This is a genomic window from Pseudomonas sp. P5_109 (assembly GCF_034009455.1).
GTDB lineage: Bacteria > Pseudomonadota > Gammaproteobacteria > Pseudomonadales > Pseudomonadaceae > Aquipseudomonas.
The window spans coordinates 1,242,012-1,254,963 of sequence record NZ_CP125380.1; the positions used below are offsets into that span (position 1 = coordinate 1,242,012).

Consider the following 12,952-nt stretch of genomic DNA (forward strand, 5'->3'; position numbering starts at 1 on the left):
ACAGGAGTGAAAAATACATGTTTACCGCCACGCGGACATCGGTGCCGATCCGCGGCTAGCGGCGAACGGTTGCCTCGGTTACCGAGGTTGGCTGGCACATGGTGTGGGTGCCTGGTTGCAGGTACGGCGTCAGGATCGGGGCCATGCCCTTGAGCACCTGCACCGGCAACGCCGAGGTGAAGGTGAAGCTCTCCGCCGAGCGGCCCGGCACGAAAGCGGTCAGTGTGCCGAAGTGGGTGTCGCCGATATAGAACACAAACGTGGCCGTGCGGTTGAGGGATTTCGAACTGAGGATTCGTCCGCCCGAGCCTATGGCTTCGATACGGTTGTCGCCAGTACCGGTCTTGCCACCCATGGCCAACGGAGTACCGTCGGGCAGTTTGAAGCTGCCGGCCACACGTTTGGCCGTACCGGCATCCACCACTTGCGAAAGGGCTTCGCGCATGGCCGTCGCTACCTCGGACGGCATCACCCGTTTGCCGACGTCCGGGTCGTTGATCAGTTGGGTTTCATACGGGGTGTTCGCAGCGAAATGCAGGCTGTCGATGCGCAGGGTCGGCATGCGCACGCCATCGTTGAGGATGGTGCCGATCAATTCCGCCAGGGCTGCCGGGCGGTCGCCGGAGCTGCCGATGGCAGTGGCCAGTGACGGCACCAGGTGATCGAACGGATAGCCGACTTTCTGCCAGCGCTGGTGGATGTCGAGGAACGCCTCGATTTCCAGCATGGTGCGGATGCGACTGTCACGGGCGCCCTTGTGCCTGCTTTTGAACAGCCAGCTGTAGACCTCCTGGCGCTCGAACTGGCTGGCTTTGACGATGTCGCTCCACTCGGCGTCGGGGTGGTTGAGCAGGTAGCCCATCAGCCACAGGTCCAGTGGGTGAACCTTGGCGATGAAGCCCTGGTCCGGCAAGTCGTAGGCACCGGGGCTGTAGGCCTCGTAGAGCCTTATCAGGCGCTCGTCAGTGAGTTTTTCCGTGAGCTTGGCGCCCTTGAGGTGCGAGCGCACGAAGGTATTGAAGCTTTCCTGGCTGGCCTGTGGCAGCAGGTAGCGATGGACGGCGGCCATGCGGATCGGCGTCGGACGCATGCTGTCAAGGAAGGTGTCGAGCCGTTCCTGGGTGTCCTTGTTCCGGTACTTCTTCCAGAACTTGAGCAGGAACGAAGTCCCTTCGCGGTCGGCGAACGAGGCCAGGTATTCCTGGCGTCGCGGGTCGCGGTCGTCGAGGAACAGTTCGGCACGGTTGTTCGGGCCGGAGTAGGTGGTATAGCGCACCAGGTCACGCATCAGGCGAATGAACGGCAGGTTGATCGACTCGCGCAGGGCATCGCGCAGGGTCGGTATCCGGCCGTTGTCCTCTTTGCGGAAGTTATGGAACACATGCAGGCCGCCACCTGTGAAAAACGCCTCGCCGGGGCTGGCGGAGTATTTGCGGTCCAGGGCGGCGCCGAGCATTTTTTGCAGGTCGCGGTCTTTGTTTTCGATCAGGTAATCGACGGCCCAGCGGCTCAAGCGGTCCTGATCCGGCACGTCGACTTTCTTCAGTTCGGGAACGGTCATGCCGGCGTATTTGTCGTGCAGTTCGGAGATGATTTGCAGGTAGGTGGTCAGCACGCGCATTTTCGCGGTGGAGCCCAGTTCCAGTTTGCTGCCTTCGTTGATATCGAATGGCTGGTCGGTGCTGTCGGTCTGCACCCGAACCCGCGAGCCGTCCGGGGTCAGTTCGAACAAGGTGAAGCTGTAGCGTACCTGGGTGGTGCTGGTGGTGGTCAGGAGGCGTTCGCCGATCAGGCCGATCTGCGTGGCAAAAGCCGGGTCGGCGAGTTTTTTCAGGTACTCGGTGGCCTCGGTTTGCAACTCGCCTTGCAGGGTGCTGGTGGCGGACAGGTCGAGGCGGTCGAGGTCGTACAGCGGGCGATTGAGCATGCCGGCCAGACGGCTGCGCGCGACACTGATGCCTTTGTTGGTTTCGATCGGTTGAATGGTCGGCTGGGTGGCCCAGTCGCGGTAGGCCACTTTGCTGGCCAGCGCGGCGGCGGCGAATGGCGCGTCGATCACATTGTTTTGCGCCAGCAGGCGAATATGACTGTCGGTGAGGTCGGCCAGTTCATCGTGACCCTTGGTCAGGTAGTGAGAAGGGCGGCGCTGGGCGATCATCAGCGACAGCATTTCACGCAGGGCCAGGCCTTTTTCCGCCATGGTTTTTGGATCCGTCGCAGTGCTGGTCAGGGCGGCGTTGGCCTGGTTGAAATCGGATCCATACCAGACGCGCAAGCCCTCAGCCATGCCATGCACTTCACCATGGCCCGGTACAGCCGACAGCGGCACGCTGTTGAGGTAGTCGCGAACCACGTTCTGCCGGGCTTCGAGGGTTTGTGGCCCGGCCTGATAGGCGCGCACGGTGGCGGAAATCATCTGGCGAATTTTTTCCGCGCCATTGACCGTCAAGCCATCGGGGGAATGCCGGTACTTCTCCAGTTGCGTGGCCAGGGTACTGCCACCGGCGGATTGGCCGGGCACGTGCAACAACTTGGCCACCTGCGACCACGCCGCCATGCCGAATCGTGGCCAGTCCACCGCCGGGTTGGCCAGCGGTTGCTTGGGGTCGAGCAGGAAGCGGTTCTCGATAAACAGCAGGCTGTTGACCACCACCGGCGGGATCGAGGCAAAGGTCGAATAAAGCTGCTGCGGGTAGTTGTACTGGTACAGCGGTGCTGCGCGGCAATCGGTGATCGACAGCCCGGCCTGGATTTTCTCGGCATAAGGCACGAACAGGCCCTTGTCGCTGTACTTCAACAGCTCCGGGGAAAAGCGCGTTTGCGCCTCAACGACGAAATCGCGCTTGATCAGGCGCGGCAGGAACTCATCCAGCGAGCTGTAGCCCAGGCGCCGATCGAACGGACCATCGCCCGGATAGCGAATCGCATCGCTGGGCCCGGGTTTGAGCTCATAGTTCAATGACGCGGCGTATTTGCTGACTTCCCGGGCCTGGAACCTGGAGGTACGCATTTCCCTCGCAGCCGCCAACCCCACGACAATCGCGATGATCAACAGCAATAGCCAGAACGCTCCCCACCCGTGCCTGGAACGACGGGGTTTTTCAGGTAACGGCGCTTCATCCACACCTTCAGTCGGGACCACGGTTTTACTCGAATCGGTTTGCCACAAAGCGCCCATAGTCGACTGATCCATTCACGCAGATTGATCGGACTTGACTGAAGCTTAGACGGTGGTTGGCGAGGGTGAAAAAAATGTGCAGGGCAGAATGATGCACGGACACACCAATAAGTAGGCCAAATGGAACCATTGTGGCGAGGGGGCTTGCCCCCGTTCGGCTGCGCAGCAGTCGTAAAACAGGTAAACACGGTGTGTCAGACAATCACCAGTCGCAGGTTTTAGCGCCGCTTCGCAGCGCAATGGGGGCAAGCCCCCTCGCCACAAAGTGTTTGGCGTATGGGCGTCTGTTTACAGCCAGCACGCATCCCAGAGCGGATAGTCGCCAATTTTATCTACAAGCCCTGCCCTGAGTGGATTGGCAACAATGTAGCGAGCAAACGGCAGGAGATCTTCTCCGTCGCGAATGGCCCGGTCGTGGTAGCCGGTTTGCCAGAGTGGGCCATGGCGGCCGGTGACTTCATTCAGTGTGCGGGTGCAACGTGACTTGATGGCTCCGATGACATGTCCAAGATTGCCTTCCTCCAACTGCATCAACCAATGAAAGTGATCGGGCATGACCACCCAAGCAAAGGAACTCACTGCGTTGGACTCATGCGCCCTGCGCAGTTCTGCAACAAGCAAACGTCCCAAATGCCAATCCGAAAAGACCGGTTGGCGATCATGAACAACGGCGGTGATCAGATAGGCCCGGCCGCTCTCGGAGTATCGGCCCAGACGCAAGCGATGGGAGTTGGGCTGAGTTGGCATTCCATTGCTTCCCTTGAGGTTTTCAATTGCACATTCAAGGCTAGTACCCGGTTGTCCAGGGCAGCTCTGCTTGTGTTGAGTGAAAACTCTGATACCTGTGAAGGAATAACGGCATGAGAAGGCTTTTGTTGTTTTTGTGGCGAGGGGGCTTGCCCCCGTTCGGCTGCGAAGCAGTCGTAAAACAGGAAACTGCGGCGTGCCAGACAACCACCAGTCGCAGGTTTTAGCGCCGCTTCGCAGCGCAACGGGGGCAAGCCCCCTCGCCACAGGTGTTGCTGCGGCTGAAGCGTGGTGGCGGTCTGTAATGACCGAACTAGAGCCTTTTTTAGGGTAAATACGGCTTTGGCAGGGGCATGACGATGCACCATTGTTGTGCAATACTCGGCGCCGCTTTTCCCACTGATCTTGCAGGTTTTTCCTACAAGGCGGCGTTGCCCACGAGGCGGGCCGGTTCGGGAAGTGATGGCTTATCGGTCTGCGCTTCGCCACTCGGTGGTCATATCCAATAACAAGACGAGGTTGTCCCCCATGCCCGTAGGCAATCACCTGCCCCAAGGCGAGACCGCTCAGGGCGGTCCGCTTAAACGTGAACTCGGCGAGCGGCATATTCGCCTGATGGCACTCGGTGCCTGTATCGGCGTCGGCCTGTTCCTGGGCTCGGCCAAGGCCATCGAAATGGCCGGTCCGGCCATCATGCTGTCTTACATCATCGGCGGTCTGGCGATCCTGGTGATCATGCGCGCCCTCGGCGAGATGGCTGTGCATAACCCGGTCGCCGGCTCGTTCAGCCGTTACGCCCAAGACTACCTCGGCCCGTTGGCGGGCTTCCTGACCGGCTGGAACTACTGGTTCCTGTGGCTGGTGACCTGCGTCGCGGAAATCACTGCCGTGGCGGTCTACATGGGCATCTGGTTTCCCGATGTCCCGCGCTGGATCTGGGCGCTCGCTGCGTTGATCAGCATGGGCTCGATCAACCTGATCGCAGTCAAGGCCTTCGGCGAATTCGAGTTCTGGTTTGCCCTGATCAAGATCGTCACCATCGTTGCGATGGTGTTTGGCGGCATCGGCATTATCGCTTTCGGTTTCGGCAACGACGGCGTGGCCCTGGGGATTTCCAACCTGTGGACCCACGGCGGCTTCATGCCCAACGGCATGCAAGGCGTGTTGATGTCCCTGCAAATGGTGATGTTCGCCTACCTCGGCGTGGAGATGATCGGCCTGACCGCCGGTGAGGCGAAGAACCCGCAGAAAACCATCCCCAACGCCATCGGCTCGGTGTTCTGGCGGATTCTGCTGTTCTACGTCGGCGCGTTGTTCGTGATCTTGTCGATCTACCCGTGGAACGAAATCGGTACCCAGGGCAGTCCGTTCGTGATGACCTTCGAACGTCTGGGCATCAAGACCGCCGCCGGCATCATCAACTTCGTGGTGATCACCGCTGCGCTGTCGTCCTGCAACGGCGGGATCTTCAGCACCGGGCGCATGCTCTACAGCCTGGCGCAGAACGGCCAGGCCCCGGCGGGTTTCGCCAAAACGTCGAGCAACGGTGTGCCGCGGCGTGCGCTGCTGCTGTCGATTGGCGCCTTGCTGCTGGGCGTGTTGCTCAACTATCTGGTGCCGGAAAAGGTCTTTGTCTGGGTGACGGCGATTGCCACCTTCGGCGCAATCTGGACCTGGGTGATGATCCTGCTGGCCCAGCTCAAGTTCCGCAAAGGCCTGAGCGCCAGCGAGCGAGCAGGGCTGAAGTACCGCATGTGGCTGTATCCGGTCAGCTCGTACCTGGCGCTGGCGTTCCTGGTGCTGGTGGTCGGCCTGATGGCGTACTTCCCGGACACCCGTGTGGCGCTGTATGTGGGGCCTGCGTTCCTGGTGCTGCTGACGGTGCTGTTCTATGTGTTCAAGCTGCAACCGACGAATGTTTCGCAAGGTGCGACGCGTTCGGTTTCGTAAGTTGTAACGCTTGAAAAGCAAAAGCCCCGGTCGAATTGATCGGGGCTTTTTGTTGATAGACAATTAACTATGGCCGGGTGTTTTTGTGGCGAGGGGGCTTGCCCCTGTTGCGCTGCGAAGCGGCGCTAAAAACTGTGACGGTTGATCGTCTGGCACACCGCGTTTTACCTGTTTTGCGACTGCTGCGCAGCCGAACGGGGGCAAGCCCCCTCGCCACAGGGATCAGTTAAGCAGTTGTCGTCTGCGTCGCTCGGGTCAACCGCTTGTTGAACTCCAGCCATGCCGCCAGCAACGCCATCAACCCGGCACCCACCATCGCTGTGAAGATCTGCATGGCAAAAGCGTCGTCGGTCAGCGCATTGACCATGTCCGCCAAGGGTGCCAGCAGCACGCCCAGACAGAAAATCTCCAGCGAGAAACGACCCATACGGCAACTTTGCTGCGCCAGCCAGTTTTGCGTCCATCCGCTGTCGGGAATCAGTTTCGCCGTGACGTAGGCCAGGGCGAGAAAATGCAGCAGGCGCACGGGGGACAGGTTGGTCTTGCTGATGGGGTACAGGACGTTCTGCAAGCTCGCCGGCACCATCGCATCGTGTAGGTCCGGCCAGCGCCACAGGACGGTCAACACCCCCGCGGCCACCACATACAGCGCTGCACCGACAAACAACGGCTGGCGCAGCAGTGGGCGGGGTCCGGGCACGCGCGGGCGCTGGCTGTGAATCGCAGCGGCGCCGCCGAGTACGAACAGCAACTGCCAGGCAACCGGGTTGAAATACCACACGCCGTCCTTGATGGCCGCCAAGTTCCAGCCAGCCAGAGGCACCATCAGATACAGCGCCACTGACATCGCGACCACCACCCAGGCCTTGCGCACCAGTATCGGCAACACCAAGGGCAAGCCGGCCAACAGCACGATGTACAGCGGCAATGGGTCCATCAGGTTTGGCTTGAAGCGCAACAGCAGTTCATCGATCAGGGCCTGCTGAGGGTTGCTGATGAAGTGGTGCATGCCCATTTCTTCTACTAGATCCCGTGTTTCCACGTGGCTGTTGGCGAAAAACACAATGCCCATCAGCATCGCCAGCAGGAAGATATGCACCACGTAGAGCACCCAGGCGCGGCGCAGGATTTTCACGCAGGCGATCAGAAAGCCTTCACGTGCCAGGACTTTGCCGTACGCCAGCACCGCCGCGTAACCGGCCAGAAACACGAAAACTTCGGCAGCATCGCTGAAACCGAAGTTACGCAGGGTGATTTGCCCCAAAGGATTGTGAGGCACGTGATCCCAAAAGATGAAGATCAGTGCCAGACCACGAAAAAAGTCGATCCGGTGATCGCGCGCTAACGTCATGACAGCAGGCTCGTAACAGCGGGTGAAAATAGGATTGGCCGCGGGTGCAGAAGGTCGCGCGCCCAAGCGGCGGGGCGCAGGGTGGACTGATTCGCGGGCAATTGCAAAACCGGGATATTACCGGATGTCTCGGGTGTTGCCTGAAGGCTTAACCGCTGGTCTGAAAGGTCCTTCAACCTGCGATTTCTGACAGTAGACAGGCTCAAATACTAACAAGTACAACGTTCTTGAAACGGGAGCCTCACATGAGACTGTTGTGGAAGGGGCTGTCCAGTTACACGGTGATCGGGGTCGCCAACACCCTGATCCACTGGCAGGTCTTTTTCCTGCTGAGCGTGGCGGCCGGCCTCAGTCAGGCGCTCAGCAACCTGGCGGCCTTCTGCGTGGCAGCGTCGTTTTCCTTCTACATGAACGCGCAATTTACCTTCGCCGCCAGTGCCTCGGTCGGCGGATATCTGCTGTTTGTTTCGGGCATGGGGGCGTTGAGCCTGGGTGTCGGCCATCTGGGCGACATCTGGCGATTGCACGGCTTGCTCACCGTAGCCCTGTTTTCAGCGTTGAGCCTGGTGTTCGGATTCCTGTATTGCAAATACCTGGTGTTTCGCGAGCGTGATCAATGAAAATCTCGCTCATTGTCCCGGTGTTCAACGAAGAGCAGTCAATCAACCTGTTTTACCAGGCCGTGCGCCGCGAGCTGGTGCTGCGCGACGCCGAGGTTGAAATCGTCTTCATCAACGACGGCAGCTCCGACCGCACGGCCGAACAGGCTACGGCACTGGCCCAGGCGGATGATCAGGTCATGCTGATCAATTTCTCGCGCAACTTCGGCAAGGAACCGGCGCTGTTTGCCGGCCTGGAGCACGCCAGCGGCGATGCCGTGATTCCCATGGATGTCGATCTGCAGGATCCGATCAGTGTCATCCCGTTATTGGTCGAGCAATGGCAAAAGGGCGCCGATGTGGTACTCGCCAAGCGCCGCAATCGGGATGTCGACGGCTACCTCAGGCGCCACAGCGCGTCGATTTTCTACCATGTGCTCAATCGCATCGCCTACACCCGCATCGAGGAAAACGTCGGCGACTTCCGGCTGATGGATCGCAAGGTGGTCGACGTGATCCGCTCCCTGCCCGAGCATCAGTTGTTCATGAAAGGTGTGTTGTCGTGGGCAGGTTTCAACACCGTGGTGGTGGAATTCGAACGGGCAGGCAGGGTGGCGGGGAACAGCAAGTTCAATGGCTGGAAGCTGTGGAACCTGGCACTGGAGGGCGTGACCTCGTTCAGCACCGTGCCGCTGCGCTTGTGGACCTACGTCGGTGGCGGCCTTTCGATTTTCGCGGTGCTTTACGCGGTGTACATGGTGCTGGACAAGATTTTCTTCGGCAACAGCGTCCCCGGTTATCCGTCGCTGATGACCGCGATCCTGTTTCTCGGCGGCGTGCAGCTGATCGGCATCGGCATCCTCGGCGAGTACATCGGGCGCATCTACATCGAGGCCAAGCACCGGCCGCGTTATGTGATCAAGGACATCGTCGGTGGCAAAGACCGGGGCAGGCGCTAGCATGGGCCGGCTCAGCGACTTCTTCGTTCGCGAGCTCAGCCGGCATCAGGTCTGGCGGTTTTTTCTGTTCGCGACCTTCTTGTTTGTCCTGCCGTTGATCCTCGCGGACTATCCCTACATCGATGACAACTGGCGCTCGCTGGCGGCGGGCTTGGCCTGGTCCGAGCAGGGACGGCTCTTTGCCCAGCTGTTCTACAACGCGTTGACCTTCAGCCATGCCGCACCGAACGTCTTTCCCTTGCCCTTGTTGATCGCCACGCTGGCCATGGCATCGGCGCTGACCAGTCTGGCATTCCATTACTGTCCCCGGCCGACCATCGGCAGTTGCCTGGTGGTATTGCCGCTCTGGTACAACCCGTTCTTTTTGCAGAACCTGTCCTACCAATACGACGGACCCGCTACGACCCTGAGCCTGGTCGCGGTGATCTACGCCATTACCTTTCGTCATCCGTGGCGCAGCGTGCAATGGCTGGTGCCCGCGTTCCTGATTGCACTGGCGCTGGGCTTGTATCAGATCAGCCTGAATGTGTTCCTGGGCCTGTGTTGCCTGGAGTTGCTCAGGGCCGCCAACGATAAGACGTCGCCGTTGCCGTGGCGCGACTTGCTGGCCTGGAAAGCCGCGCAGGTGATCCTCGGCGGGTTCATCTACAGCATCAGTGCTTATCCGTTCATGGGCTCGAATCGCACATTGCTGCTCGATTGGGCGGGCGACCCCTTGTTGCAGATCGAGATCAACATCGGCCGGGTCCTGGAAAAAGTCGTGCTGCTGTTCCATGGCGGATGGCTCTGGGTGTTCGGCGGGTTGCTGCTGTTTGCGTTGGTCGGGGCGGTGCAGTTGGGAGGGCGCGTAGCGGCGCGCCAGGACAGCGCGCCGAAGAAACTGTTGATCGGCCTGATGTGTTTGCTGGCCGTGCCGATGGTGATGCTGCTGGTGTCCGGTGTCGCGCTGTTTTTCCGTGACTTCAACGAGGGCGCCCGAACCTTGATGGGCTTCGCTGTGCTGCTGGTGTTGCTGTTTTATTTGAGTCATCTGGCGTTGGCGTCGATCCATGAGCGACTGCCACTGTTGTTGATCATTCCGTTGCTGGCGATGCTGTCGTTGTCGTTCGCCTATGGCCGGGTGCTGACGATGCAGAAAACTTTCGCGTCCACGGCGCTGGCCAGCCTTTCGTACGACATCGCCAGCCGTCAGGCGCTGCGCGAGGCCAGGCTGATTTACCTTTCGGTGAGCTATTCGGACCACTGGTTAACGGCGGCGGCCGGCTCGTTCAAGCAGATGCCAGTGTTGCACTACCTGCTCAATATCGACTTCTACATGCTGGCGGAGAATCTGCCGAAAGCAGGTATCACCAATGTGGTGGCGGAGCGGGAGCGGCGCAATGCGACGCGGGTCGGCTATCAGGGTTATCCGGCGCTGGTGGACAGCCAGTACTACCGGATTTACCTGATCGGTGATTACGGTTTTATCGTGATGAAAGAGCCGCCCCCGATCAAAACGCTGCATTGGTGAGACGCCATTTCGACCGGGGCGGCGAGGTTACGCGGCCTCTATTTCATGGGGCTCGAAACTGTCCGCCCGGGCCATCTGCCACATCCGCGAGTAGAACTCGCCATTCACTTCACCGGTCAGCAATTCCCCCGGCTTGAGGAACACGTGCAACTGCGAGAACAGCTTGATCTCGGTCGCCGACATGCGTCGCACCAGGTGCTTGGCCGACAACTGCGACGGATGTTCGAGGCCGGCGGCGGCGAGCATTTCCGCCAGGGCCTTGAGGGTGTTGCGGTGGAAGTTGAATACGCGCTGGGCCTTGTCCGGCACCACCAGCGCGCGCTGGCGCAGGGTGTCCTGGGTGGCGACGCCGGTCGGGCATTTGTTGGTGTGGCAGCTCTGCGACTGGATGCAGCCGATGGCGAACATGAAGCCGCGCGCCGAGTTGGCCCAGTCGGCACCGATGGCGAGCACGCTGGCGATGTCGAAGGCGCTGACGATCTTGCCGCTGGCGCCGAGCTTGATCTTGTCCCGCAGGTTCAGGCCCACCAGGGTGTTGTGCACGAACAGCAGGCCTTCGCGCATCGGCACGCCGATGTGGTCGGTGAACTCCACAGGCGCCGCGCCGGTGCCGCCTTCCTTGCCGTCAACGACGATGAAGTCCGGGAGGATGCCGGTCTCCAGCATGGCCTTGGCGATGCCCATGAATTCCCACGGATGACCGAGGCAGAATTTGAAGCCCACCGGTTTTCCGCCGGACAGTTCACGCAGTTGTGCGATGAAATGCATCATTTCGATGGGCGTGGAAAACGCGCTGTGGCGCGACGGTGACACGCAGTCTTCGCCCATCAGGATGCCGCGGGTTTCGGCGATTTCCCGGGTGACCTTGTGCTTGGGCAGGATGCCGCCGTGACCGGGCTTGGCGCCCTGGCTCATCTTGATTTCGATCATCCGCACCTGCGGCGTCCGGGCTTGCGCCGCGAAGCGCTCCGGGTCGAAGCGTCCGTCGCTGGTGCGGCAGCCAAAGTAACCGCTGCCCAGTTCCCAGGTCAGGTCGCCACCGTTTTCCCGGTGATAGGGGCTGATGCTGCCTTCGCCGGTGTCATGGGCGAAATTGCCGAGCTTGGCGCCCTGGTTCAGCGCGCGGATGGCGTTGGCGCTGAGGGAACCGAAACTCATGGCCGAGATGTTGAACACCGACGCCGAATACGGCTGGGTGCACTGCGGGCCGCCGACGGTGACGCGGAAACCGCTCGGGTCGCTCAATGGTGCCGGGCGCATGGAGTGGCCGATGAATTCGAACCCCGACTGGTACACGTCAATCAGCGTGCCGAAGGGTTTGTCGGCGGTTTCGTTCTTGGCTCGGGAATAGACCAGCGAGCGCTGGGCGCGGGAGAAGGGCAGGGCGTCGCTGTCGGATTCGAGCAGGTACTGGCGGATTTCCGGGCGGATGCCTTCGACCAGATAACGGATATTGCCGAGGATGGGATAGTTGCGCCGCACTGCGTGCGGACTTTGCAGCAAGTCGAACAGGCCGACCAGGCTGAGGACGGCAGTGACAGCGGTAATCGGCCAGAGCCAGTCGTATTGAAGAAAGGGCAGGCTGGCGAGGGTGAAGATCACGCAGACGGCAAAGAAGGCGTAGCGGCTCAGGAGTGACAGGCTCATACGGGTTCCTTGGGTTCGGACTCAAATTTTTGGCTAAACGCAAACACTGTGGGAGCGGGCTTGCTCGCGAAGACGGAGTCACATCCAGCACCTTTGTTGACTGACACACCGCTTTCGCGAGCAAGCCCGCTCCCACATCAAGCAAAGCACCTCATGGGCATCAGGCATTTTGTGCCTGGAGAAAAATCGAAAACAGCTCGGACTGGGATTTGATCCCCAGCTTGCTGTACATGTGTTTCTTATGGACTTTCACGGTTTCGACAGAGATTTCCAGCTTACGGGCGATTTCCTTGCTGGAGCAACCGCTGAGCATCAAACGCCCGACATCCAGCTCCCGGACCGTCAACTGCGCGCCTTTGAGCTGCTGCACCGAAGCTTCCAGTTGCACCCGCCAGTCGGCTTGCGGCGGTGCGGGGGCCAGGGCCACGACTTCGTTGATTTCATAGGGTAGACGCTGGCGCAGCAAACCGAGCACCCAGGGCTGGATCAACGACAACAAGGCAATCTGCTGGCCGCTGAAGCGCTGCTTGCTGCCCAGTGACAGGCACAGCGTGCGGTCGCCTTCGAGCTGGCAATTGAACTGGATTTCGTCGGCCACCACATTCAGACGAAAGTAGCGCTGGTAATACTCGGTCAGCTCGAAGTGCTCCGGGGCCACTTCCGACAGGCGATACAGCCCGGTGCGCGATTGCTCGCGGCAGGCGATGTAGAACGGGTCGAGCAGGTACAGGCCACGCAGGTAATCCTGGAACAACGGGTCGGGGCCGCCGTCCTCGCCGGGACATTCGGCGAACACCTGCGGGCGCTGGTCGGCGCTGAAAAGCAGGGCCACCCAGCTGTCGAAGGGCACGTACTGATCCAGTAGACGTACAAGCTGGGTCCAGAAATTGGGCTTGTCCAGGGCGTCGATCAGTTGCCCCACCGAGCGGTGCCAGGCGATGTCGTCCAACGAGAGTGTCATGCATCTACCCCTATCGTGTTACCCCAGCGGCGTAATTCCCCGCCCGGTTG

At 60.4% G+C, this 12,952-nt stretch carries 9 protein-coding genes; 4 read left to right on the forward strand and 5 right to left on the reverse strand.

From position 1 onward, the window contains the following. Nucleotides 1-55: 55 nt before the first annotated feature. Together QMK54_RS05430 and QMK54_RS05435 are read right to left on the reverse strand one after the other, a co-directional pair. Entirely contained in the window at nt 56-3,178 is a 3,123-nt protein-coding gene (locus QMK54_RS05430) for a transglycosylase domain-containing protein (RefSeq protein ID WP_320402184.1), read from the reverse strand. Between the two features lie 288 nt (nt 3,179-3,466). Then, nucleotides 3,467-3,925, reverse strand: a complete 459-nt coding sequence (locus tag QMK54_RS05435) for an REP-associated tyrosine transposase (protein WP_223595253.1) — start codon at nt 3,923-3,925, stop codon at nt 3,467-3,469. A 528-nt stretch (nt 3,926-4,453) separates the two neighbouring features. On the opposite strand from QMK54_RS05435, the gene QMK54_RS05440 reads away from it, so the two are divergent. Then, nucleotides 4,454-5,875 (forward strand): amino acid permease, encoded by a 1,422-nt coding sequence (locus QMK54_RS05440; RefSeq protein WP_110662956.1) that lies wholly within the window; start codon nt 4,454-4,456, stop codon nt 5,873-5,875. Nucleotides 5,876-6,101: 226 nt separating this feature from the next. On the opposite strand, the gene QMK54_RS05445 is transcribed toward QMK54_RS05440, so the two are convergent. Beyond that, nucleotides 6,102-7,226 (reverse strand): OpgC family protein, encoded by a 1,125-nt coding sequence (locus tag QMK54_RS05445; protein WP_223595255.1) that lies wholly within the window; start codon nt 7,224-7,226, stop codon nt 6,102-6,104. 245 nt (nt 7,227-7,471) lie between these two features. On the opposite strand from QMK54_RS05445, the gene QMK54_RS05450 reads away from it, so the two are divergent. From QMK54_RS05450 to QMK54_RS05460, 3 genes are read left to right on the forward strand one after another with little or no spacing between them, the layout of a single operon-like run. Then, on the forward strand, nt 7,472-7,846 hold the full coding sequence (locus tag QMK54_RS05450; protein WP_110660673.1) for a GtrA family protein: 375 nt from the start codon (nt 7,472-7,474) through the stop codon (nt 7,844-7,846). Continuing rightward, nucleotides 7,843-8,784, forward strand: coding sequence for a glycosyltransferase family 2 protein (locus QMK54_RS05455; protein ID WP_110660674.1), 942 nt, complete (start codon nt 7,843-7,845; stop codon nt 8,782-8,784). The genes QMK54_RS05450 and QMK54_RS05455 overlap by 4 nt, the downstream gene beginning before the upstream one ends. A gap of 1 nt (nt 8,785) precedes the next feature. Further along, on the forward strand, nt 8,786-10,294 hold the full coding sequence (locus tag QMK54_RS05460; protein WP_320402185.1) for a glucosyltransferase domain-containing protein: 1,509 nt from the start codon (nt 8,786-8,788) through the stop codon (nt 10,292-10,294). A gap of 27 nt (nt 10,295-10,321) precedes the next feature. Here the strand turns inward: QMK54_RS05460 and QMK54_RS05465 are convergent, their stop codons facing one another. Together QMK54_RS05465 and QMK54_RS05470 are read right to left on the reverse strand one after the other, a co-directional pair. Beyond that, complete coding sequence (locus QMK54_RS05465; protein WP_110660676.1) at nt 10,322-11,941, reverse strand: FMN-binding glutamate synthase family protein; 1,620 nt, start codon at nt 11,939-11,941, stop codon at nt 10,322-10,324. Nucleotides 11,942-12,101: 160 nt separating this feature from the next. Then, the gene (locus tag QMK54_RS05470) at nt 12,102-12,902 is read right to left on the reverse strand and encodes a helix-turn-helix transcriptional regulator (protein WP_110660677.1); all 801 of its coding nucleotides are present in this window, start codon (nt 12,900-12,902) and stop codon (nt 12,102-12,104) included. Nucleotides 12,903-12,952 lie beyond the last annotated feature (50 nt).